Raw genomic sequence first — 23,294 nt, forward strand, 5'->3', positions numbered from 1 at the left:
GCCGGTTCAGCTCATCCAATTGCCGCCATCGACGTTGTAGGTCTGCGAGACGACGTAGTCGCTCTCGGCTGACGCGAGGAAGATCGCCATGCCCGTCAGGTCCTCTGCCGTTCCCATCCGGCCGAAGGGCACCTCGGCGCCAACGAGCTTCTTCTTTTCGCCGCGCGGGCGGTTCTCGTATTTGGCAAACAGCGCATCGACGCCGTCCCAGTGTTCGCCATCGACCACGCCGGGCGCGATCGCGTTGACGTTGATGCCGTGCTTGATGAGGCCGAGGCCGGCCGACTGGGTGAGACTGATGACCGCCGCCTTGGTGGCGCAATAGACGGCGACCAGCGCCTCGCCGCGCCTGCCTGCCTGGCTTGCCATGTTGATGATCTTGCCGCCCCTGCCCTGATCGATCATCTGCCTGGCTGCGGCCTGCATCGTGAACAGCGTGCCCGATACGTTGATCGCAAACAGCCGGTCGTAGCTCTGACGGCTGATCTCGACGATCGGCGCAAGGTCGAAGAGCGCGGCATTGTTGACGAGGATGTCGAGCCCACCCGCTTGCCGGACGACGGCGGCGATCGCCTCGTCGATCGACGCCTGTTGGGTCACGTCCATCTCCACCGCATAGGCGCCGGCGCCGATCTCGGACGCTGTCTCACGCGCCCGCTCGATGTTGATGTCGGCGATTGCGACCGTGGCGCCCTCGCGGATATAGGCCTCCGCGAAGGCACGACCGATCCCTCGCGCAGATCCGGTGATCAGCGCGCTCTTCCCGTCGAGCCTCTTCATCGAACCGCCAGCCCCTTTTCGTCGAACCTGTGGACGCGCTGCGGATCGGGCGTCAGGAAGACCCGGTCACCATGGGTCACGGCGAAATCGCCGCTGACCCGCGCCGTCACCGTGCCGACATTGTCGACATTGACGTGCAGGAAGGTGTCGGAACCGAGATGCTCGGCAACACCGACCGTGCCCTGCCAGGTTCCGCTTTCCTTCGAAAGCGCCAGATGTTCAGGCCGAATGCCCATCGTGTGCGCCTGATAGGCGGAAGCCGCCGCACCGCTGACGATGTTCATGCGCGGCGAGCCGATGAAGCCGGCGACGAACAGGTTGTCCGGCTTGTGGTAGAGGTCGAGCGGCGAGCCGACCTGCTCGATGCGACCACGATTGAGCACCACGATCTTGTCGGCCATGGTCATCGCCTCCACCTGGTCGTGGGTGACGTAGATCATCGTCGTCTTCAGGTCCTGGTGCAGTTGGCTGATTTCAAGCCGCATGTTGACGCGCAGCGCCGCGTCGAGGTTCGACAGCGGCTCGTCGAACAGGAACGCCTTCGGCTGGCGCACGATCGCTCGGCCGATCGCGACGCGCTGGCGCTGGCCGCCCGAAAGCTGACGCGGCTTGCGGTCGAGATAGTCGGTGAGGTTCAACACGCGGGCTGCATCCGACACCTTCTTGTCGATGACGGCCTTGTCCTCGCCCGCCATTTTCAGGGGAAAGGCGATGTTGGAACGCACGCTCATATGCGGATAGAGCGCATAGGACTGGAACACCATCGACAGGCCGCGCTGTGCCGGTGGCAGTTCGGTGGCGTTCTTGCCGTCGATGACGATGTCGCCGTCACTGACGTCTTCGAGGCCGGCAATCAGCCGGAGCAGCGTCGACTTCCCGCAACCGGACGGTCCGACGAAGACGACGAACTCGCCATTGTTGATGTCGAGGTCGATCGAGGGGATGACGGCATGGGCGCCGAAGACCTTCGAAACCTTGCTGAGTGTAATGCTTCCCATTGTCGTATCCCTTATTTGACCGCGCCGAAGGTGAGGCCGCGTACGAGCTGCTTCTGCGAGAACCAGCCGAGTATGAGGATGGGGGCGATCGCCATGGTCGAGGCGGCCGAGAGCTTGGCGTAGAACAGGCCTTCAGGGCTCGAATAGGAGGCGATGAACGCCGTCAGCGGTGCTGCCTTGGCGGCACTGAGGTTGAGCGTCCAGAACGCCTCGTTCCAGGCGAGGATGATGTTCAAGAGCAGCGTCGAGGCGATGCCCGGGATCGCCATCGGCGTCAGCACATAGATGATCTCCTTGGAGAGCGATGCACCGTCCATGCGCGCGGCCTCCAGGATCTCGCCGGGGATTTCCTTGAAGTAGGTGTAAAGCATCCAGATGATGATCGGCAGGTTGATCAGCGTCAGCACGATCACGAGGCCGGTGCGGGTGTCGAGCAGGCCGGTGTTGCGGAACAACAGATACATCGGCACCAGCACACCGACCGACGGCATCATCTTGGTGGAGAGCATCCACATGAGCACGTCCTTGGTGCGCTTGGTCGGCGAGAACGCCATCGCCCAGGCGGACGGGATGGCGATGATCAGGCCGATCAGTGTCGAGCCGAAGGAGACGACGACCGAGTTCATGAAGTGCAGGAAGTAGTTCGAGCGGCTTTGCACCTCGTGATAGTTCTCCGTCGTCCAGTCGAAGAAGAACAGCGACGGCGGCGATGCGATCGCCTCGGCCTCGGTCTTGAAGCTCGTCAGGAACGTCCAGAGGATCGGGAAGAAGATGAGGATGCCGATCGTCCAGGCGACAACGGTCACGACGATCTTTCTTTGGGTGGAGACGTTGCGTGCCATGGTTCTCAAGCCTCCAGCGTCTTGCCGATCATGCGCATCAGGAAGAATGCGACGATGTTGGCGAGGATGACCGCGATGATGCCGCCGGCCGAAGCACCGCCCACGTCGAACTGCAGCAGGGCCTGCGCATAGACGAGGAAAGTCAGGTTGGTGCTCTGCGTGCCCGGGCCGCCATTGGTGGTGACCAGAATTTCGGCAAAGACCGAGAGCAGGAAGATCGTCTGAATGAGGATGACGACGGTAATCGCGCGAGAAAGATGCGGCAACACCAGGTAGATGAAGCGGCTCAAGGCGCCGGCGCCGTCCATCTGCGCGGCTTCCTTCTGCTCCTCGTCGAGCGATTGCAGCGCGGTCAGAAGGATCAGTGTCGCGAACGGCAGCCACTGCCAGGCGACGATCAGGATCACCGACATCAGGGGCGCATTGGCGAGAAAGTCGAAAGGCTGCAGCCCGAAGAGCTTGGCGATCCAGGCAAAGAGCCCATTGACCGGGTTCATGAACATGTTCTTCCAGACGAGTGCCGCGACCGTCGGCATGATCAGGAACGGCGCGATGACCAGAATGCGCACGATCCCCTGCCCGAACATCGGCTGGTCCAGCAGAAGCGCCAGCGCGATGCCGCCGATGACAGTGATGAACAACACGCCGAGCACGATCGCCAGCGTGTTGAAGAGCGCCTGGAAGAAAGCGGGATCGGTCAGGAAGTAGCTGTAGTTGGAAAAGCCCGCGAACTCCTCCATCCCCGGCATCAGAAGATTGTAGCGCAGGAACGAGAAGTAGATCGTCATGGCCAGCGGAACGATCATCCAGGCCAGAAGCAGAAGCACCGAAGGCGCAATCATCAGACGCGCGGCGGAGCGGGTGTGCAAGGTCGCCATGGCGTCCCCCCAAATGACGGAATTCAACGCTGTTTCGAGATCGGGTCGGGCGGCGCGTTTTTCCGCGCGAGCCCTGCGGCTACCTTCGGGATTTACCGGGGTGCCAGCCATTTGCGGCCAGCACCCCGGGCCCTTGGGAGCCTTACTTGATGTAACCGGCCTTGGTCATTTCGCGTTCGGTCAGCTTCTGGGCGCTGGCAAGCGCGTCGTCGACGCTCATCTGGCCGGCAAGAGCCGCCGAGAACTGCTGGCCGACCGCCGTGCCGAGACCCTGGAATTCCGGGATCGCCACGAACTGCACGCCGACATAGGGAACCGGCTTGACCGCCGGGTTCTTCGGGTCGGCCGCGTTGATCGAGTCGAGCGTCATCTTCGCGAAGGGTGCTGCCTTCTGGTACTCGGGGTTGGCGTAGAGCGAGGTGCGCGTGCCCGGAGGAACGTTCGCCCAGCCTTCCTTGTCTGCCACGAGCTTCAGATAGTCCTTGCCGGTTGCCCAGGAGATGAACTTCTCGGCCGAGGCGACCTTCTGTGAGCCCGCGGGGATCGCAAGGTTCCAGGCCCAGAGCCAGTTGCCGCGTTTGCCGAGGCCGGTGTCCGGCGCGAGCGCGAAGCCGACCTTATCGGCAACGGTCGATTCCTTCGGGTTGGTGACGAAGGAAGCGGCCACGGTCGCGTCGATCCACATGCCGCACTTGCCGGTCTGGAACAGCGACAGGTTCTCGTTGAAGCCGTTGGAGGATGCGCCGGGCGGTCCGGCGTCGTTCATCAGCTTGACGTAGAAGTCGAGCGCGTTCTTCCATTCGGGCTGGTCGAACTGCGGCTTCCAGTTCTCGTCGAACCAGCGGGCGCCAAAGGCGTTCGCGGTCGCCGTCAGGAAGGCCATGTTCTCGCCCCAGCCGGCCTTGCCGCGCAGGCAGATGCCGTAGACTTCGGCGTTCTTGTCTGTGATCTTACGTGCCGCGTCGGCGATGAAGTCCCAGGTCGGCGCGTCGGGCATGGTCAGACCGGCCTTCTCGAACAGGTCCTTGCGGTACATCACCATCGAGCTTTCGCCGTAGAAAGGTGCCGCATAGAGCTTGCCGTCGATGGTGAGGCCGGAGCGGATCGCCGGCAAGAGGTCGTCGACATCGTAGTCGGCGCCGAGATTGTCGAGCGGCAGCAGCCAGCCCTGCTTCGCCCAGATCGGCACTTCATAGGTGCCGATCGTCATGATGTCGTACTGGCCGCCCTTGGTGGCGATATCGGTCGTCACGCGCTGGCGCAGCACGTTTTCCTCAAGCGTTACCCACTCGAGCTGAATGTCCGGATTCTTGGACGTGAAATCTTCCGTCAGCTTCTGCATCCGGATCATGTCGCCGTTGTTCACGGTCGCGATCGTCAGGGTTTCTGCTTGGGCCAGACCCGACAGTGCGACTGCCGAGCACGTGCCCAGCAGGAAAGTTCTCAAGTTCATCGACTTCCTCCCAGAAGAAATTGAGCATTTGCCTCGCTCATGGGCAATTACTCACTTCTCATGACGAATTGTCAATGCGCATTCGTTGCTGCGGCGCACACAGAAACATTAGAAGATTGTTTTGATTGCCGATTTTTTCGTTTCGCAAATGCGAAAGGCCGGCGCTGGGGCCGGCCTTTTCAATCGTTTCGCATAACGATCATGCGTTGAGCAGATAGCTCGCCGTCGCCTCATCGGTGATAAGGCCGTTGATAATGCCGCCCTTTACGGCCGCCCGCAGCGCCTCATACTTGCGCTGCCCCTTGGCAAGTCCGATGACAGACGCCCGGTCGCGCGGCGGCAAGGGAACGGAGGCGACGCGCTCGTTGAAGCTGCCCGAGAGCAACGCGCCATCATGATCGAACATCCAGCCACAGATCTCGCCCGCGGCACCCGCCTTGGTCAGACCGGCCATCTCGTCCTGGGCGAGGAACCCGTCCTGGCAGAGCGGCGCGTCCGGGCCGAGCTCGCCGACGCCGACGAAGGCGACATTGGCTTCGGCGCCTAGCTTCAGAGCCACCTGCACCAGGCTCTGGCTGTGCAGCACCTCCCGCTCCTCGGCCGAAGCGGCGAGCACCGGCAGCGGCATCGGAAAATGCCGGGCCTTGACCGCATCGGCCATGCTGAAGATGACGTTGTAATAGGCGGCCGAACCATCAAGGCCGATATTGCCCGTGAGCGACACGATGCGGTGCTGCGGACATTCCATCGGCGGCAACTGATCGACCGCCGCTTTCAGCGTGCGCCCGGTACCGATCGCCAGCACCTGCGGCTCGGACGATTTCAGCCAGCGCTCGATCTCGGCGGCCCCGGCTTCCGCGATGCCAACGGTCGTCGAGGTCGAACCGGGATCGCTCGGCACCACCTCCACATGTTTCAGTCCGTATTTGTCGCGAAGACCTGCGGCCGCCTCGAGGCAGGCGGCAATCGGATGGTCGAGCCGAACCTTGATCAGCCGCTCGGACATGGCGAGCGAAACCAACCGCTGCGCCGACTGGCGCGAGATTCCCATGACGGTGGCGATCTCATCCTGGGTGCGGCCAGCGACATAGTATAGCCAGCCTGCCCGGGCAGCATCGTCAAGCCTGTTGTTCGCCTCGCCCCTGCGTGCCATCGCTGTTCTCCATCCCCCCCGATCACGATACTTTTGGATCCTGTCGATCCAAAAGTATCGTGATCGATCTTCATAAGCAGAGCGGGGTGCGGGCGGAAAACCGCGCACACTTTTCCTCACCCCGCTCTGATCTGCTGCCACTATTGCCCCGCCCTGTCAAACATCGGCCAAGAACAAGGGCTTGGCAGGTCTGCCGCAAGGCCCGGGATCACAAGGCTTTTCGGCCGTTTCGACCTTAAATTTTTACCGTTTGATAAAAAAATAAAGCGTGTTACCGTTCCATCATCCTGAGAAAACATTGGGAGCCAAAAATGGGAACGACACAATCTGGGATCCTCGGCGGCCGCCTGCCGCTCGGGGAGTACGAGAGCAATTTCTCCGACCTGCATCCACCGCTCGACAAGCACGAGGCCCTCGTCGCTTCCGACCGCTGTTATTTCTGTCATGACGCGCCGTGCATGACGGCCTGTCCCACCTCCATCGATATCCCGCTGTTCATTCGGCAGATATCGACCGGAAACCCGATCGGATCGGCCAAGACGATCTTCGATCAGAACATCCTGGGCGGCATGTGCGCCCGCGTCTGTCCCACCGAAACGCTGTGCGAACAGGCTTGCGTTCGCAACACCGCCGAGGAGCGCCCGGTCGAGATCGGCCGCCTGCAGCGCTATGCGACCGACGTGGCGATGAAAGAGAACAAGCAGTTCTACACCCGTGCTGAAACCTCCGGCCGCAAGATCGCCGTCGTCGGCGCCGGCCCGGCCGGCCTTGCTGCTGCCCATCGGTTGGCCGTCAAGGGCCACGACGTCGTGATCTACGATGCCCGGCCGAAGTCCGGCGGCCTCAATGAGTACGGCATTGCCGCCTACAAGTCGGTCGACGACTTCGCGCAGAAGGAAGTCGACTACGTGCTGGCGATCGGCGGCATCGAAGTGCGCCAGGGCCAGGCGATCGGCCGCGATTTCACCCTCGCCGACCTCTCGGAACAGTATGACGCCGTCTTCCTCGGCCTCGGCCTTGCGGGCGTGAACGCGCTGCGTCTCGAAGGCGAAAGTGCCGAAGGCGTTGACGATGCCGTCGACTTCATCGCCGCCCTTCGCCAGTCGAAGACCAAGGCCGATATCCCGGTCGGCCGTCGCGTCGTCGTCCTCGGTGGCGGCATGACCGCAATCGATGCGGCCGTGCAGGCAAAGCTGCTCGGCGCGGAAGAAGTGACGATCTGTTATCGCCGCGGCAAGGAGCACATGAACGCCTCCGAGTTCGAGCAGGACCTGGCGGCCTCCAAGGGCGTCACCATCCGCCACTGGCTGCAGCCGAAGCGCATCGCCGAGAAGGACGGCAAGGTCGCCGGCATCGAGCTGGAATACACCACGCTCGAAGACGGAAAGCTGACGGCGACCGGCGAAACCGGTATCATTGCTGCCGACCAGATCTTCAAGGCGATCGGCCAGAGCTTCCTCGGAGCAGGCCTCGGCGCGCTGCAACTCGAAGGCGGCCGCATTGTTGCCGACGCCGAAGGGCGCACGTCGCTGCCCAACGTCTGGGCCGGCGGCGACTGCGTGCTCGGCGGTGAAGACCTCACGGTCTCGGCCGTCGCCATGGGCCGCGACGCGGCTGAATCGATCAATCGGGCCTTCGCCGCGGCAGCGCCGCGCGCGAGCGCAGTTGCCTAAGGGATCGGGAGGAGAAACCAATGGCTGATCTTCGCAATAATTTTGTCGGCATCAAATCCCCGAACCCGTTCTGGCTGGCATCCGCCCCACCGACGGACAAAGCTTACAACGTCGAGCGCGCCTTCAAGGCGGGCTGGGGCGGCGTCGTCTGGAAGACGCTCGGCGAGGAAGGCCCGCCGGTCGTCAACGTCAACGGCCCGCGCTACGGCGCGATCTGGGGCGCCGACCGCCGGCTGCTCGGGCTGAACAACATCGAGCTCATCACCGACCGCGACCTCTATGTGAACCTGCGCGAAATGAAGCAGGTGAAGATGAACTGGCCGGATCGCGCCCTGATCGCCTCGATCATGGTGCCCTGCGAGGAAGAGGCGTGGAAGGCGATCCTGCCGCTGGTCGAGGAAACCGGCGCCGACGGCATCGAACTCAACTTCGGCTGTCCGCACGGCATGTCCGAACGTGGCATGGGTGCTGCGGTCGGCCAGGTGCCGGAATACATCGAGATGGTCGTGCGCTGGTGCAAGCAGTACACGCGCATGCCTGTCATCACCAAATTGACGCCCAATATCACCGACATCCGCAAGCCGGCGCGCGCCGCCAAGGCTGGCGGTACCGACGCGGTGTCGCTGATCAACACCATCAACTCGATCGTCTCGGTCGACCTCGACAACTTCGCCCCCAACCCGACGGTCGGCGGCAAGGGCACCCACGGCGGCTATTGCGGCCCGGCGGTGAAGCCGATCGCGCTCAATATGGTCGCCGAGATCGCTCGCGATCCGGAAACCTACGGCCTGCCGATCTCCGGCATCGGCGGCATCACCACCTGGCGCGACGCGGCCGAGTTCCTGGCACTTGGCGCCGGCAACGTCCAGGTCTGCACCGCAGCCATGACCTATGGCTTCAAGATCGTCCAGGAAATGATCTCGGGCCTCTCCGACTGGATGGACGCCAAGGGTCACCGCAACCTCGATGATATCACCGGACGCGCGGTCCCGAACGTTACCGACTGGCAGTATCTGAACCTCAACTACATCGCCAAGGCGAAGATCGACCAGGATGCCTGCATCAAGTGCGGTCGCTGCCACATCGCCTGCGAGGATACCTCGCACCAGGCGATCACGCAGTTCGTCAACGGCGTACGTCACTTCGAGGTAATGGAAGACGAGTGCGTTGGCTGCAATCTCTGCGTCAACGTCTGTCCCGTCGAAAACTGCATCACCATGGAAGAGCTGCCGGCCGGCACGCTCGACCAGCGCACCGGCAAGCCGGTCGATCCAAACTACGCCAACTGGACGACCCATCCGAACAACCCGATGGCCCGCCAGGCCGCTGAGTAGCGGATCTCGTCACTTCATCGAAACGCCGCCGGACCACAAGTCCGGCGGCGTTTTCTCATGTGCCCTCAGAACTCGACGACGACCTTGCCGAACGGGCCGCGGTCGAGATGCGCCAAAGCCTCGCGGAACTGTTCGAACGAATAGCGCGCATCGATGACTGGCTTGATCGCGGTCCGGTCGATCGCCACGGTGAAATCCTCGAGTGCCCGGCGATGGGCAACGCCAATGCCCTGGATGACCGGCGATTTCAGCAGGACCGGCGTGACCGGCGCCGAGATCTCCGCGCCCTCGAACACCCCGATCACCGATATCCGTCCCTGCACGGCAACCGCCTGCAGCGACTTGCCAAGATTGGTACCACCCGCCATCTCCAGAATATGATCGGCGCCGTGATCGCCGGTAATCTCAAGAACCCGCTCCGCCCAATCCTCTTTTACGCGGTTGATGCCATGGTCGGCGCCCAGAGCAAGCGCGCGCTCGAGCTTTTCCTGGCTGGCCGACGTGACGATGACCTCGGCGCCATGCGCCTTGGCGATCTGCAACCCGAACAGCGATACGCCGCCGGTGCCCTGCACGACGACGCGGTCGCCGGCCTTGGGATGCCCCTTCTCGACCAGGGCGAACCAGGCCGTCACCCCGGCACAGGGCAAGGTGCTCGCCTCGCCGTCGTCGAGGCTCTCGGGTGCTGCGACGAACCAGTCCTCAGGGAAAGCGACATATTGCGACGCGACACCCGGGTTCAGGCCGCCAAGGGCAAACGACGTTGGGTGACGAGCCGTTCCCGGCTTTTGACCGTCGATCCAGGTCGGATCGAAAACGGAGATGACCCGATCGCCGGGCTGGAAACGGGACACGCCCCGGCCGACCGCTTCGACCACACCGGCCATGTCGGAGCCCGGCACGAAGGGGAAGGATAACGGCATGCCCATGCCGTTATCCAGGACCAGCTTGTCACGAAAATTGAGTGACACGGCCGTCGTGCGAACCAGCACCTCACCTGGGCCCGGCTCCGGAACACGGCGCTCGGTAATTTTGAGGTTTTCGGCTCCAAGCGCGTCGATCGTCCATTCCTTCATCAGTCTTGCCATGGTCCGTTCCTTTCACTGGATTGATCTGATGGAGGAAGCATAGAGTTGAATTTACCTCTCCAGTTGCGATAAGAATTCGCCACATTGGTTCTTAAAAGGAGACAATTGTGGAGCGGTTGGGAGGCATTTCGATCTTCGTCGAGGCGGTCGACGCTGGTGGATTTTCAGCGGCGGCCGAACGGCTGAACCTCTCGCGCTCCGCTGTCGGCAAGACGATTGCCAAGCTCGAACAAAGACTTGGCGTCCGGCTCTTCCATCGCACGACCCGCACGCAGAGCCTGACGGCCGAAGGCCAGCTCTATTATGAAAGTTGTCTCAGAGCCGTTGGTGAGATTCGTGCCGGCGAGGCACTGCTGGAATCGGGCAAGCAGGAGATCAGAGGTCGGCTGCGCATGTCCCTGCCCGTGGTTTTCGGACGGCAATGCGTCATGCCGCTCTTGTCGGAACTACTGGGTCAGCACCCGCTCCTGGAACTCGACGTCAATTTCAGCGACCGCAGGGTCGATCTTGTCGAGGATGGCTTCGATCTCGCCATTCGCACAGGTCCACTGCCCGATGAACCCGATGTAATGGCGCGCAAGGTTGCCGACCAGCCCATGACGGTCTGCGCCTCCCCCGCCTACCTGCAGCGGCACGGCACGCCGCGCAGCATCGATGACCTTCTTCACCATCAGGCGATCCTCTATCGGCGCAGCAGCGATGCGCTTTCCTGGTCCTTCCCGGTCAAGGGAGCGGTACCCCGGCAGGTGACGCCGCCGGCACGGCTGAAACTCGACGACCTGACCTCGATCGCCGATGCGGCGGCAGACGGCTTCGGCCTCGCATGGCTGCCGTGCTGGCTGGTGCGCAGCCACATCGACTCAGGACGGCTCGTCCGCATTCTTACCGATGTGCCCGCCCTCTCCTTCGCAGCCCATGTCGTGTGGCCGCGCACGCAATACATGCCGCCGAAATTGCGGCTGATGATCGACACGCTGGCCGATCGACTGGCCCCCATGATGCAATGATCCGCCGAGCATTCCTGCTTCCGAAGGCGGCGGCGTGCGGATAATGGTCGGCTTTGGCGGCCGCTTCGCCCGGCTCTGCGGATCCCGCCCGCACCCGAGCGCGTTCCTGCGGCCGGATTCGGATGAATAGCGTGCTGCGCCGATAACGAACAGGACACGAAAACGAAACAGATTGTGTAAAAATGGTAAGTTGTCGGCTCGTACGATCTGGATAATAAGGGAGTACTCATACGGGGTGCGTCGCGGGCTCGATCAGGGCCGCAACGCGATCTCCAAAGGTTTTGACACTGCAGCCGGACGACGCTCCGGCAGAGCCGGACTTGTTGCTTGACGATCATTTCGGCCAACCGACGCAAGCGAATGCACCTCGTCTCCGGGGCCATACTCGGTACGTTCGTTCTGGCGCATTTCTTCAACCACTCGCTCGGCCTGATCTCCGTCGAAGCGATGGAAACCGCCCGCAAAGGCTTCAATCTCATCTGGCACAGCCTGCCCGGCACGGTGCTGCTCTACGGCGCCCTGCTGCTGCATTTCGCCATGGCGCTCGAAAGCATCTATCGTCGGCAGACGCTCAGAATGCCGGCGCGCGAGGCGCTGAAGATCGTCTTCGGCCTCAGCCTGCCTTTCCTTTTGATCGGCCACGTGACGGCCGCACGCGTCGAGCCACTTCTTACCGGGGTCGACGCGGATTATCCGGACATGCTCCGCATGCTCTGGTCGAATTCCGTCAATGCCACGAGACAATCGCTCGCCCTGCTGCTCGTCTGGGGCCACGGCTGCCTCGGCGCCTGGTTCTGGATGCGCGGCCGCGCCTGGTTCCCGCGTTACGAAATCCTGCTCTACACGGTCGCGATGCTCGTGCCAATCTTCGCGCTGCTCGGCTTCGTCAGCGGCGCCCGCTCGATCGAGGACGGTTACGCCGAACATGGCGGCTACGGCGACCGTTCCTATTCGAAGCCTCAGTTCGACCTCACGCTTCTCGAGGATATTCGGCTCGGCCTCTATTTCGGCTTCGGCGGCCTGATCGCCGGCACGTTCCTGCTGCGGGCCATGCCAAAGGGCGGGCGCATTCGCGTGCGCTATCCCGACGGTCGGGTGGCCACCGTCAATCTCGGCTTCAGCGTGCTTGAGGCGAGCAGGGCCGCGGGCATCGCCCACGTCTCGGTCTGCGGCGGCCGTGGCCGATGCTCGACCTGCCGGGTACGCATCATCCAGGGGCTTGAAGACCAACCGCCACCCGAGGATGCGGAGCTCGCGACACTCACCCGGATCGGCGCACCCGACAATGTCCGCCTCGCCTGCCAGTTTCGCCCTGTCCATAACGTCACCGTCGTGCCGATCCTCGACAGCGACAGCCTCGGCATCAAGAAGCAGATCGGCCGCGAGGGCGGCGAAGGTCGCGAACGGCGCATCGCCGTGCTCTTCTGCGACCTGCGCGGCTTCACCAGCATTGCCGAACACAAGCTGCCTTTCGACACCGTGTTCCTGCTCAACCGCTACTTCGAGATGGTGGGCGAAGCGGTCGAGGATTCCGGCGGCGTCATCGACAAGTTCATCGGTGACGGCGCATTGGCGATCTTCGGGCTGAAGAGCACCTACACGGAGGCCTGCCGGCAGTCGCTTGCCGCCGCCGTGCGCATATCCAAGGGCCTCGAGACGCTGAACCAGACCTTCCGCGGCGAACTCGACGAGCCGCTGCGCATCGCCATGGGCCTGCACGCCGGCCCGGCGATCATCGGCGAGATCGGCTACGGCCAGGCCACATCGCTGACGGCGGTCGGCGATACGATTAACACGGCGAGCCGTCTGGAAGGCCTCGCCAAGGAACACGACGTACAATTGGCCGTCTCGGCCGAGCTCGTCAACCGCGCGGGCCTGGTGATCGAAGGGCATGAGCGGCTGGACATCGGCCTGCGCGGCCGGCAGGCGACGCTCGAAACCTGGATCGTCGGGGATGCCGCCGGTATCTCCACGGCCTTGCAACCTGCACCGTCGAACGCGTAGTGCAACCCCTTGAAAGCGTGAAACAGTTTTTACGCCCGAAGTTGCATACCTTCAAGGCTTTGGATCTTTTCACGGTTTCAATGAAGCGCTGAAATGATCTAGTAGTGGAGATCCTTCCCGCCCTCGCCGCCGATCCAATCCGGAAGCCCGCATGAAACAGGACGTCTCCCCGAAAACCGCGCACCAGGTTCATGCGAAGGGCGCCGAGAAGCTGAAGGCGCACCTGGCGATGATGACCTTCGCCGTCCTGATCGCCGGCTCCTTTTCCTTCGGCGGCCTTGCCACCCAACATATGGGCGCCGGGCCACTGACGCTCTGGCGCTATCTGTTGACCGTCGTCGTCCTTGGCCTGCTCACCTTCGGCTATGCACGCGTTCCCTTTCGCTTTCCCAAGCAAGCGTGGCGCTTCGTGATCCTCGGCGGGCTGATCGCCGTCTACATGCTGACGATGTTCAAGGCGCTGGAGTTCACCAGCCCTGTTTCGACAGGCGCGGTCTTCACGCTGATGCCGCTCTTGAGCGCCGGCTTCGCGTTTTTGTTGCTCGGTCAGCATACGCGCCCGGGCGTGCTCGCCGGTCTGATCATCGCTGCCCTTGGCGCCGTCTGGGTGATCTTTCGCGCCGATGTCGGCGCGATCCTTGCCTTCGACGTCGGCCAGGGCGAATTGATCTTCTTCGTCGGCGTCGTCTGCCACGCGGTCTATGTGCCGCTGATCCGCAAGTTCGGCCGAGAGGAAAGTCCATTCGCCTTCGGCTTCTGGGTGGCTGTCTTCACCGTGCCCTGGCTGCTGGTACCGGGCGCGGCCGGTCTCGTCACGGCCGATTTCGCCAGCCTGCCACCGGTCGTCTGGCTCGCCGTCCTCTATCTGGCTGTTGTGACCACGGCGATCACCTTCCTGCTCCTGCAATACGCCTCGATGCGGCTACCCGCATCGAAAGTGCTTGGCTACGGCTATCTGACGCCGAGCTTCATCATCCTGCTCGAGGGTCTGCTCGGTCATGGCTGGACCAGCCTACCGGTGCTTGCCGGCGCGCTGACCACGGCCTGCGGCCTGCTGTTGATGGCGCTGCTGCCAGATTGAAATGCGGCTCAAGCCGCCGGCTGCTCGCTCACCTGCAGCCCGTCGACGAAGAGCCGTTCGAGGAAGCGTGCCGCATCCTCGAAGCGCCCGTCCCCGGCGTTTCCCTGGCCGAGCACGGCGCGCACCTGCACGTCGAAGTCGGCGTAGTGCTGGGTGGTGGACCAGATCGCGAAGATCAGGTGATAGGGATCGCATTTGGCGATCTTGCCGGCCTTGGCCCAGGCCCGGATTACCTCGGCCTTCTCGTCGACCAGCGACTTCAAGGGCCCCTTGAGCTCGTCCTCGATATGCGGCGCGCCCTGCAACACCTCGTTGGCGAAGAGCCGGCTTTCGCGCGGATAGTCACGGGCCATTTCGAGCTTGCGCCGAATATAGCTGCGGATTTCGGCGACCGGATTCCCCTCGGCGTTGAACTCCCGCAAGGGGTCGAGCCAAGTGTCGAGCACCCGGTCAATCAGCGCCCGGTGCATCGCTTCCTTGGTGCGGAAATAATAGAGCAAATTGGGCTTCGACATTCCCGCCACTTCGGCAATCTGGTCGACGGTCGAGCCGCGGAAACCGTTGGCGGAAAAGACTTCGAGCGCGGCCTCGAGAATGCGCTCTTCCTTCTCCCCTTGTATGCGGGTCCGCCTCTGGGTCCTGGCCGCTCTCGGTAATACCATCTTTCCCCCTGGCCATGCCTGCGCAGCTCGTCGCGCAGGAACCGGCTGCCCAATTTCCGGCCTCGCCATCTTATTGGGCAACAACTTCGTTTTTTTGTTTTTCCGGCTTGAGTGCCGCAACGGAAGTTGTAATGTTTACCAACCGGTCAAATTATCAGCCAGTTCACCGCCAAAGGCAACGGCTGATCGAAGGGCACCAGAAAAAACCAAGCCTGGATTTGACCACGGGAACATGAGGGCGCGCCGATCAAGGCAAAGCCCTGAAAAGATGAGGAGACCGCCGTGGCTGCACCTGGCGAGAACATGCGCGTCAATGCCGACCGCCTGTGGGATTCACTTATGGAAATGGCCAAGATCGGCCCTGGTGTCGCGGGCGGCAACAACCGCCAGACGCTGACCGACGAGGACGCCGAAGGGCGCCGGCTGTTCCAGTCCTGGTGCGAAAAGGCCGGCCTCACCATGGGCGTCGACACCATGGGCAATATGTTCTTCACAAGGCCCGGCACCGACCCGGATGCGCTGCCCGTCTATATCGGCTCGCATCTCGATACCCAGCCGACCGGCGGCAAGTATGACGGCGTGCTCGGTGTGCTCTCGGGCCTCGAGGTCGTACGCTCGATGAACGACCTCGGCATCAAGACCAAACATCCGATCGTGGTCACCAACTGGACCAACGAGGAAGGCGCGCGCTTCGCGCCGGCCATGCTCGCATCGGGCGTCTTTGCCGGCGTGCACAGTCAGGATTTCGCCTATGGCCGCAAGGATCCCGAAGGAAAGACCTTTGGCGACGAACTGAAACGCATCGGCTGGGTCGGCGACGAGGAAGTCGGCGCCCGCAAGATGCACGCCTATTTCGAGTACCATATCGAGCAGGGCCCGATCCTCGAAGCCGAGGGCAAGGACATCGGCGTCGTCACCCACTGTCAGGGCCTGTGGTGGCTGGAGTTCACGCTGACCGGCCGCGAAGCCCATACGGGCTCGACCCCGATGAACATGCGCGTTAACGCCGGCCTTGCCATGGCCCGCATTCTGGAAATGGTCCAGGGCGTCGCGATGGAAAACCAGCCGGGCGCCGTCGGCGGCGTCGGCCAGGTGTTCTTCTCGCCCAATTCCCGCAACGTGCTGCCGGGCAAGGTGGTCTTCACCGTCGACATCCGCTCGCCGGACAAGGCCAAGCTCGACCGCATGCGGGCAAAGATCGAGGCCGAGGCACCGAAGATCACTGACGCGCTTGGCGTCGGCTGTTCCATCGAGGCGATCGGCCATTTCGAGCCGGTCACCTTCGATCCAAAGCTCGTCAGCGCCGTGCGTAACGCCGCCGAGCATCTCGGCTACAGCCACATGAACCTCATCTCGGGCGCCGGGCATGATGCCTGCTGGGCCGCCAAGGTGGCGCCGACGACGATGATCATGTGCCCCTGCGTCGGTGGCCTCAGCCACAACGAGGCGGAGGACATCTCCAGGGAGTGGGCCAGCGCCGGCGCCGACGTCCTCTTCCACGCCGTCGTCGAAACGGCCGAAATCGTCGAATGAGTTTGCGGGCGGGACGAAAGTTCCGCCCTTTTTCGTGGCGGTTGCCTGGCCGCCGGAAGCGCAATCGCGAGGAACAATCATGAGCACTGTCATCAAGGGTGGAACCATCGTCACGGCCGACCTGACCTACAAGGCGGACGTCAAGATCGAGGGCGGAAAGATCGTCGAGATCGGCCCGAACCTGTCGGGCGACGAAACGCTCGATGCGAGCGGCTGTTACATCATGCCCGGCGGCATCGACCCGCATACCCATCTCGAAATGCCCTTCATGGGCACCTATTCCTCCGACGATTTCGAAAGCGGCACGCGCGCAGCCCTTGCCGGCGGCACGACCATGGTGGTCGACTTTGCACTGCCCTCGCCCAACCAGTCGCTGCTCGAAGCGCTCACGATGTGGGACAACAAGTCCACCCGCGCCAACTGCGACTATTCCTTCCACATGGCGATCACCTGGTGGAGCGAGCAGGTCTTCAACGAGATGGAGACCATCGTCAAGGACAAGGGCATCAACACCTTCAAGCACTTCATGGCCTATAAGGGCGCACTGATGGTGGATGACGACGAAATGTTCTCGTCCTTCCAGCGCTGCGCCGCCCTCGGCGCGCTACCACTGGTGCATGCCGAAAACGGCGACGTGGTCGCCCAGCTCCAGGCAAAGCTGCTGTCAGAAGGCAACAACGGGCCGGAAGCGCACGCCTATTCGCGCCCGGCCGAGGTCGAAGGCGAAGCGACCAACCGCGCGATCATGATCGCCGACATGGCTGGCTGCCCGGTCTACATCGTGCACACCTCTTGCGAACAGGCGCACGAGGCGATCCGCCGCGCCCGCTCCAAGGGCATGCGCGTCTTCGGCGAACCGTTGATCCAGCATCTGACGCTCGATGAAACCGAGTATTTCAACAAGGACTGGGACCATGCGGCCCGCCGCGTGATGTCGCCGCCGTTCCGCAACAAGCTGCATCAGGACAGTCTCTGGGCCGGCCTTGCCTCGGGCTCGCTGCAGGTAGTGGCGACCGACCACTGCGCCTTCACATCCGAGCAGAAGCGCTTCGGCGTTGGCGATTTCACCAAGATCCCGAACGGCACCGGTGGCCTCGAAGACCGCATGCCGATGCTGTGGACCCATGGTGTCAACACCGGCCGCATCACCATGAACGAGTTCGTGGCGGTGACCTCGACCAACATTGCCAAGATCCTCAACATCTACCCGAAGAAGGGCGCAATCCTTATCGGCGCCGATGCCGACCTCGTCGTCTGGGATCCGAAGCGCACCAAGACGATCTCCGCCAAGAGCCAGCAGTCGGCGATCGACTACAACGTCTTCGAAGGCAAGGAGGTAAAGGGCCTGCCGCGCTTTACCCTTACCCGTGGCGTCGTCGCGATCGAGGAAGGCACGGTCAAGACCCGCGAGGGCCACGGCGAATTCGTCCGCCGCGATCCCTTCCCGGCGGTCAGCTCAGCCCTTTCCAACTGGAAGGAAGTCACCGCCCCCCGCGCCGTCCAGCGCACCGGCATCCCGGCCACGGGCGTCTGAGGCGTCATGTTTCGCGGCTTGCACGTCTTCGCGCCGCTCTGTCCCACCGGACATGCCCCGCCACCTTGGCGGGGCAGTTCGGCGCGGGCGGCGTCAGGCGGGCACGAGGTGATCGAGCTCGGGCAGCAGCACGAGGCTCTCGCGCTGGTTCGGATCCGTGCGCGCGATGACGGCCGAACAGGGCGCGTTCGAGCGGTTCTCCGGCAGATGCGGCATGCCGGCGGGGATGTAGACCATCTCACCGGCCCTAGCGACGACGTGCTCCTCAAGCCTCTCGCCAAACCAGGTCCAGGCCTCCCCGGAAAGCACGTAGATCGCCGTCTCGTGGCTCTCATGCAGATGCGCCTTGGCGCGCGCACCGGGCGGGATCGTGACGATGTGCATGCAGAGCCCGGTTGCCCCGACGGTCTCCGCCGCAATGCCCTCGAAATAGTTGAGCCCCTGCTGGCCGGCCACGGCGCCTTCAGGACGAACCACGCGACAGCCCGGATTGGATGATCGAGACATGAGCGTTCTCCAGAATTCCCTGAAAAACCAGCAACAAACGGCTTCGCACCCAAATCCGCGATTGCATGTTGCCGGTCCGGATAGCAGTCTGACACAGACCAGCCAGAATGAGTATTCGCCGATGACGTCCAATACCGCATCCGTGGTTTCGGCCCGGGACCTCTGCCTGACTTTCGAAACCGCCGATGGCCCGGTGCATGCACTGACCGGCGTCAACCTGGATGTCGCCAAGGGTGACTTCGTTTCCTTCATCGGTCCGTCCGGCTGCGGCAAGACCACCTTCTTGCGCGTGATCGCCGATCTGGAAAAAGCGACCTCCGGCACGATCAGCGTCAACGGCATGACGCCTGAGCAGGCGCGCAACAAGCGCGCCTATGGCTACGTCTTCCAGGCCGCAGCGCTCTATCCCTGGCGCACCATCGAAAACAACATCGCTCTGCCGCTTGAGATCATGGGCTATTCGAAGGAAGAGAAGAAGGCCCGCATCGAGCGCACGCTCGACCTCGTCAACCTCTCCGGCTTCGGCAAGAAATATCCCTGGCAGCTCTCCGGTGGTATGCAGCAGCGCGCCTCCATCGCCCGCGCACTGGCGTTTGATGCCGACCTGCTTCTGATGGACGAGCCCTTCGGCGCGCTCGACGAGATCGTTCGCGACCACCTCAACGAACAGCTCTTGAAGCTCTGGGCCCGCACCAACAAGACGATCTGCTTCGTCACCCATTCGATCCCTGAAGCTGTCTACCTCTCCACCAAGATCGTGGTGATGAGCCCCCGCCCCGGCCGCGTCACCGATGTGATCGAATCGCCGCTGCCGCGCGAACGGCCGCTCGGCATTCGCGAAACGCCCGAGTTCCTCGAAATCGCCCATCGCGTCCGCGAAGGCCTGCGCGCGGGACACAGCTATGACGAATAGCATCGGCATCCGCCGGGCCGAACAGACCGACATGGCCGCCTGCGCCGGCATTCTCAACCGCTGGATCGACGCGACGGCCTGGATGCCGCGGGTGCACGAGCATGCCGATGTCGAACGCTATTATGCCGAGACCGTCTTTGCCGAACGCATCGTGCTCTTGGCAGAGGACGACGGCGAGATCGCCGGCTTCCTTTCCCTCTCTGACGACCACCACGTCACCGCGCTTTACATCGATGAGTGGCATCGTGGCGCAGGCATTGGCGCCCGGCTGATCGACACCGCCAAGGCGATGTCACCGGACGAATTGAGCCTATGGACCTTCGAACACAATCGTGATGCCCAGCGCTTCTACGAGCACCAGGGCTTCGAGGCTGTGCGGCGGACCGACGGCGACAACGAGGAGCAACTGCCGGATATCCTCTATCGCTGGCGCGGCAGAAAGGTGCGGGCATGAACCTTGCCTTCGGCCTCTGGATGCTCTTGGCAACGACGATCTTCCTCGGTGGCGCGACCGCCTCGCGCGCCTATGTCTCCAACAACCACCTCGGCATGCTCTTGCTTGCACTCGGGCTCTACGTGATCGGCAACATCATCATGGTGAAGCTCATGCGCGAGGGCGGCCTCGGCCTGGCAATCTCGCTGTCGGCGATCGTGCAGCTCGTTATGGTCAATGTCATCGCCTTCACCGTGTTCGGCGAACGATTGAGCCTCACGCAGGCCGCCGGCGTGCTTCTCGGCATCGTCGCAATGGGCCTGATGTTGTTCCCCGCAAGCGGAAAGGCGTGACAATGCAGGAACCAAGTTTCTTCAGGGACAAGTTGGTGCCGGTCGGCACCGTCGTCCTGCTGCTGATCGCCATCTGGTATGTCGCGGTCGTCTTCCTCAACGCCCCCTTCGAGCGTGATACAGCAGCCCGCGCCGGCACCGAGATCAGCTTCTCTGAGATCGTGCGCAACACCATGGCGCAAGAACGTCCGGTACTGCCGGCACCGCACCAGGTGATCGCCGAGATCTGGGACACCACCTTCAACAAGGCAATCACCTCGAAGCGCAGCCTCGTCTACCACGCCTGGATCACGCTTTCGGCAACCCTTCTCGGCTTCGGCATCGGCGCCGCCCTCGGCATCCTCCTGGCAGTCGGCATCGTGCACAACCGCGCCATGGACCGCTCGCTGATGCCCTGGGTCATCGCCAGCCAGACGATCCCGATCCTCGCGATTGCGCCGATGATCATCGTCGTATTGAACGCCATCGGCATTTCCGGACTTTTGCCGAAGGCACTGATCTCGACCTATCTCTCCTTCTTCCCGGTCGTCGTCGGCATGGTGAAGGGCCTGCGCAGCCCGGAGACGATCCAGCTCGACCTCATGCACACCTACAATGCCTCCCCGTCGCAGACCTTCTGGAAGCTGCGCTGGCCGTCGTCGATGCCCTACCTCTTCACCTCGCTGAAGGTTGCCGTCGCCATCTCGCTGGTCGGCGCCATCGTCGGCGAATTGCCGACCGGTGCGGTCGCAGGTCTTGGTGCCCGGCTGCTGGCCGGCTCCTACTATGGCCAGACGGTGCAGATCTGGGCCGCTCTCTTCATGGCGGCAGCCCTTGCGGCCGTTCTCGTCATGATCGTCGGCTTTGCCCACACCGCCGTCCTGAAGCGCATGGGAGCCAAGCCATGAACCTTCCCGTCCTTGCCGCCGCGATCATCTTCTGGCTCGCCGCCTGGGCCTTCAACGAATGGCTGGTGCGCCAGAACTTCCGGAGCGCGGCCGCAAACAGCGCCGCCCGCTTCGCCGTGCCGGTGATCTTCGGCATCACCATCCTGGTTCTCTGGGAAGGCATCGTCCGCGGCTTCCAGGTCCCCTCCGTGCTTTTGCCGGCACCCTCGATGATCTGGCAAAAGCTGATCAATTCGCTGCCGACGCTTGGGGCTGATTTCCGCCAGACCTTCCTGAAGGCAGTGTTGATCGGCTATGCGCTCGGCTGCGGCCTCGGCTTCGCCGTTGCGATCCTGATCGACCGTTCGCCCTTCCTGCAGAAAGGCCTTCTGCCACTCGGCAATTTCGTCTCGGCCCTTCCCGTCATCGGGGTAGCCCCGATCATGGTCATGTGGTTCGGCTTCGACTGGCAGTCGAAGGTCGCCGTCGTCGTCATCATGACCTTCTTCCCGATGCTGGTGAACACGGTTGCCGGCCTTGCCGCCGCCAGCCACATGGAACGCGACCTGATGCGCACCTACGCCGCCTCCTGGTGGCAGACACTGGTCAAATTACGCCTGCCGGCCGCCTGGCCGTTCATCTTCACCGCGCTCAAGATCAATTCGACGCTGGCGCTGATCGGCGCCATCGTCGCCGAGTTTTTCGGGACCCCCATCGTCGGCATGGGGTTCCGGATTTCCACGGAAGTGGGACGCATGAATGTCGACATGGTCTGGGCCGAGATCGCCGTTGCGGCGGTCGCCGGTTCCGCCTTCTACGGCGTGGTCGCACTCATCGAGCGCGCCGTCACCTTCTGGCATCCCTCCATTCGCGGAGGGCGCGCCTGAGCCTGCTTGAAGAACTTAAATAAAACGAAGTAAAAACAAGAGGGAACTGACATGAACAAAAGACTTGCATCGCTTCTCGCCGCAGGCGTCTTTTCGCTCGCAGCGTTCCAGGCTGAAGCTGCCGAAAAGGTGACGCTGCAGCTGAAGTGGGTGACCCAGGCGCAGTTTGCCGGCTACTACGTCGCCAAGGACAAAGGCTTCTACGAAGAAGAAGGCCTCGACGTCGACATCAAGCCCGGCGGTCCGGACATCGCCCCGGCCCAGGTGATCGCCGGCGGCGGCGCCGACGTTATCGTCGACTGGATGCCGTCGGCCCTTGCCACCCGCGAAAAGGGCGTGCCGCTCGTCAACATTGCCCAGCCGTTCAAGAAATCCGGCATGATGCTGACCTGCCTGAAGGAAACCGGCGTCACCAGCCCGGACAAGTTCAAGGGTCAGACGCTTGGCGTGTGGTTCTTCGGCAACGAGTATCCGTTCCTCTCCTGGATGGCGCACCTGAAGATCCCGACCGACGGCGGCCCGAACGGCGTGACCGTCCTGAAGCAGGGCTTCAACGTGGACCCGCTGATCCAGAAGCAGGCAGCCTGCATCTCCACCATGACCTATAACGAGTACTGGCAGGTCATCGACGCCGGCATCAAGACGGACGACCTGGTGACCTTCAAGTATGAAGACCAGGGCGTAGCGACGCTCGAAGACGGCCTGTACGTACTTGAGGACAAACTCAAGGATCCCGCCTTCAAGGACAAGATGGTCAAGTTCGTCCGCGCCTCGATGAAGGGCTGGAAATATGCCGAGCAGAACCCGGACGAGGCCGCCGATATCGTTCTTGAAAACGATTCCACCGGCGCCCAGACCGAGAAGCACCAGAAGCGCATGATGAGCGAAGTGGCAAAGCTCACCGCCGGCTCCAACGGCTCGCTCGACGAAGCAGACTACAAACGCACCGTGCAGTCGCTGCTTTCGGGTGGTTCCGATCCCGTGATTTCCAAGGAGCCCGAGGGCGCCTGGACACATGAGATCACCGACGCCGCGCTGAAATAGGCCTGTCTCGGCAACGCAAAAGAGGGTCGCACGGCTCAGTATCGTGCGGCCCTCTTCCGTTTTCTTAGCGGTCGTTCGCATCCGCCAAGCTGCTGCCGGGTACCGGGCGTGGGGGTGGCAATCCGGCGAACAACGGCGCTACCTTTGCTTGCCATTGTCAAGATCGTGTCAAGATCGCAACCATAACCGCAGAACGAACGGAATATTGAGGCACCATCGCTTCGTGCACCCTTGTAAGCGTCGAAGGCCGAGATTACATAGGCCACGATGT

The 23,294-nt window shown here is 62.8% G+C and carries 22 protein-coding genes; 13 read left to right on the forward strand and 9 right to left on the reverse strand.

Translation table 11 applies throughout. The annotated features are described in order from the left end of the window. Window positions 1-6: 6 nt before the first annotated feature. From AC3WVQ_RS13720 to AC3WVQ_RS13745, 6 genes are all read right to left on the reverse strand, one after another. Window positions 7-780: an L-iditol 2-dehydrogenase gene (locus AC3WVQ_RS13720; protein ID WP_034794082.1), complete on the reverse strand. Its 774-nt coding sequence runs from the start codon at window positions 778-780 to the stop codon at window positions 7-9. After that, the gene (locus AC3WVQ_RS13725) at window positions 777-1,778 is read right to left on the reverse strand and encodes an ABC transporter ATP-binding protein (protein WP_034794095.1); all 1,002 of its coding nucleotides are present in this window, start codon (window positions 1,776-1,778) and stop codon (window positions 777-779) included. The genes AC3WVQ_RS13720 and AC3WVQ_RS13725 overlap by 4 nt, the downstream gene beginning before the upstream one ends. A gap of 11 nt (window positions 1,779-1,789) precedes the next feature. Beyond that, window positions 1,790-2,620, reverse strand: a complete 831-nt coding sequence (locus tag AC3WVQ_RS13730) for a carbohydrate ABC transporter permease (RefSeq protein WP_034794097.1) — start codon at window positions 2,618-2,620, stop codon at window positions 1,790-1,792. A 5-nt stretch (window positions 2,621-2,625) separates the two neighbouring features. Beyond that, a complete protein-coding gene (locus AC3WVQ_RS13735) occupies window positions 2,626-3,498 on the reverse strand; it encodes a carbohydrate ABC transporter permease (protein WP_060518902.1) in 873 nt (290 codons plus the stop codon). A 142-nt stretch (window positions 3,499-3,640) separates the two neighbouring features. Further along, on the reverse strand, window positions 3,641-4,951 hold the full coding sequence (locus AC3WVQ_RS13740; protein ID WP_060582418.1) for an ABC transporter substrate-binding protein: 1,311 nt from the start codon (window positions 4,949-4,951) through the stop codon (window positions 3,641-3,643). Between the two features lie 199 nt (window positions 4,952-5,150). Continuing rightward, window positions 5,151-6,104, reverse strand: a complete 954-nt coding sequence (locus AC3WVQ_RS13745) for a sugar-binding transcriptional regulator (protein WP_060518905.1) — start codon at window positions 6,102-6,104, stop codon at window positions 5,151-5,153. 311 nt (window positions 6,105-6,415) lie between these two features. On the opposite strand from AC3WVQ_RS13745, the gene AC3WVQ_RS13750 reads away from it, so the two are divergent. Next, window positions 6,416-7,777: an NAD(P)-dependent oxidoreductase gene (locus AC3WVQ_RS13750; protein ID WP_034794104.1), complete on the forward strand. Its 1,362-nt coding sequence runs from the start codon at window positions 6,416-6,418 to the stop codon at window positions 7,775-7,777. Between the two features lie 20 nt (window positions 7,778-7,797). Further along, window positions 7,798-9,111, forward strand: coding sequence for an NAD-dependent dihydropyrimidine dehydrogenase subunit PreA (gene preA, locus AC3WVQ_RS13755; protein ID WP_034794108.1), 1,314 nt, complete (start codon window positions 7,798-7,800; stop codon window positions 9,109-9,111). 65 nt (window positions 9,112-9,176) lie between these two features. On the opposite strand, the gene AC3WVQ_RS13760 is transcribed toward preA, so the two are convergent. Further along, on the reverse strand, window positions 9,177-10,199 hold the full coding sequence (locus tag AC3WVQ_RS13760; RefSeq protein WP_090298204.1) for a zinc-dependent alcohol dehydrogenase family protein: 1,023 nt from the start codon (window positions 10,197-10,199) through the stop codon (window positions 9,177-9,179). A 107-nt stretch (window positions 10,200-10,306) separates the two neighbouring features. On the opposite strand from AC3WVQ_RS13760, the gene AC3WVQ_RS13765 reads away from it, so the two are divergent. The 3 genes from AC3WVQ_RS13765 (at window position 10,307) to AC3WVQ_RS13775 (ending at window position 14,291) form a co-directional block, all read left to right on the forward strand. Further along, complete coding sequence (locus tag AC3WVQ_RS13765) at window positions 10,307-11,206, forward strand: LysR family transcriptional regulator (protein WP_110819512.1); 900 nt, start codon at window positions 10,307-10,309, stop codon at window positions 11,204-11,206. A 327-nt stretch (window positions 11,207-11,533) separates the two neighbouring features. Beyond that, window positions 11,534-13,210 (forward strand): adenylate/guanylate cyclase domain-containing protein, encoded by a 1,677-nt coding sequence (locus AC3WVQ_RS13770; protein ID WP_060518911.1) that lies wholly within the window; start codon window positions 11,534-11,536, stop codon window positions 13,208-13,210. Window positions 13,211-13,361: 151 nt separating this feature from the next. Continuing rightward, window positions 13,362-14,291, forward strand: a complete 930-nt coding sequence (locus AC3WVQ_RS13775; RefSeq protein ID WP_077960027.1) for a DMT family transporter — start codon at window positions 13,362-13,364, stop codon at window positions 14,289-14,291. A gap of 8 nt (window positions 14,292-14,299) precedes the next feature. Here AC3WVQ_RS13775 and AC3WVQ_RS13780 read toward each other — a convergent pair whose 3' ends face one another. Further along, window positions 14,300-14,953 carry a TetR family transcriptional regulator C-terminal domain-containing protein gene (locus AC3WVQ_RS13780; protein ID WP_034794116.1) on the reverse strand — a complete coding sequence of 218 codons (654 nt, stop codon included), beginning with the start codon at window positions 14,951-14,953 and terminating at the stop codon, window positions 14,300-14,302. 282 nt (window positions 14,954-15,235) lie between these two features. Here AC3WVQ_RS13780 and AC3WVQ_RS13785 point away from each other — a divergent pair, with 282 nt between their 5' ends. Together AC3WVQ_RS13785 and hydA are read left to right on the forward strand one after the other, a co-directional pair. Next, window positions 15,236-16,486 carry a Zn-dependent hydrolase gene (locus tag AC3WVQ_RS13785; RefSeq protein WP_089045634.1) on the forward strand — a complete coding sequence of 417 codons (1,251 nt, stop codon included), beginning with the start codon at window positions 15,236-15,238 and terminating at the stop codon, window positions 16,484-16,486. A 79-nt stretch (window positions 16,487-16,565) separates the two neighbouring features. Further along, window positions 16,566-18,020: a dihydropyrimidinase gene (hydA, locus tag AC3WVQ_RS13790; protein ID WP_090298216.1), complete on the forward strand. Its 1,455-nt coding sequence runs from the start codon at window positions 16,566-16,568 to the stop codon at window positions 18,018-18,020. 93 nt (window positions 18,021-18,113) lie between these two features. Here the strand turns inward: hydA and AC3WVQ_RS13795 are convergent, their stop codons facing one another. After that, window positions 18,114-18,527, reverse strand: a complete 414-nt coding sequence (locus AC3WVQ_RS13795) for a cupin domain-containing protein (protein ID WP_090298220.1) — start codon at window positions 18,525-18,527, stop codon at window positions 18,114-18,116. Window positions 18,528-18,648: 121 nt separating this feature from the next. Here AC3WVQ_RS13795 and AC3WVQ_RS13800 point away from each other — a divergent pair, with 121 nt between their 5' ends. From AC3WVQ_RS13800 to AC3WVQ_RS13825, 6 genes are read left to right on the forward strand one after another with little or no spacing between them, the layout of a single operon-like run. Continuing rightward, a complete protein-coding gene (locus tag AC3WVQ_RS13800) occupies window positions 18,649-19,440 on the forward strand; it encodes an ABC transporter ATP-binding protein (RefSeq protein WP_034794266.1) in 792 nt (263 codons plus the stop codon). Beyond that, the gene (locus AC3WVQ_RS13805; protein WP_089045637.1) at window positions 19,430-19,894 is read left to right on the forward strand and encodes a GNAT family N-acetyltransferase; all 465 of its coding nucleotides are present in this window, start codon (window positions 19,430-19,432) and stop codon (window positions 19,892-19,894) included. Before AC3WVQ_RS13800 ends, AC3WVQ_RS13805 begins: the two co-directional genes overlap by 11 nt. Further along, window positions 19,891-20,226, forward strand: a complete 336-nt coding sequence (locus tag AC3WVQ_RS13810) for a membrane protein (RefSeq protein WP_034794138.1) — start codon at window positions 19,891-19,893, stop codon at window positions 20,224-20,226. The genes AC3WVQ_RS13805 and AC3WVQ_RS13810 overlap by 4 nt, the downstream gene beginning before the upstream one ends. A gap of 2 nt (window positions 20,227-20,228) precedes the next feature. Beyond that, the gene (locus AC3WVQ_RS13815) at window positions 20,229-21,113 is read left to right on the forward strand and encodes an ABC transporter permease (RefSeq protein WP_034794141.1); all 885 of its coding nucleotides are present in this window, start codon (window positions 20,229-20,231) and stop codon (window positions 21,111-21,113) included. Continuing rightward, window positions 21,110-21,979, forward strand: a complete 870-nt coding sequence (locus AC3WVQ_RS13820; protein ID WP_034794144.1) for an ABC transporter permease — start codon at window positions 21,110-21,112, stop codon at window positions 21,977-21,979. The genes AC3WVQ_RS13815 and AC3WVQ_RS13820 overlap by 4 nt, the downstream gene beginning before the upstream one ends. Window positions 21,980-22,030: 51 nt before the next feature. Next, window positions 22,031-23,023 (forward strand): ABC transporter substrate-binding protein, encoded by a 993-nt coding sequence (locus tag AC3WVQ_RS13825; protein WP_034794145.1) that lies wholly within the window; start codon window positions 22,031-22,033, stop codon window positions 23,021-23,023. The last annotated feature ends 271 nt before the right edge of the window (window positions 23,024-23,294 follow it).

This window comes from Ensifer sp. EB106-05-01-XG146, from assembly GCF_058791875.1.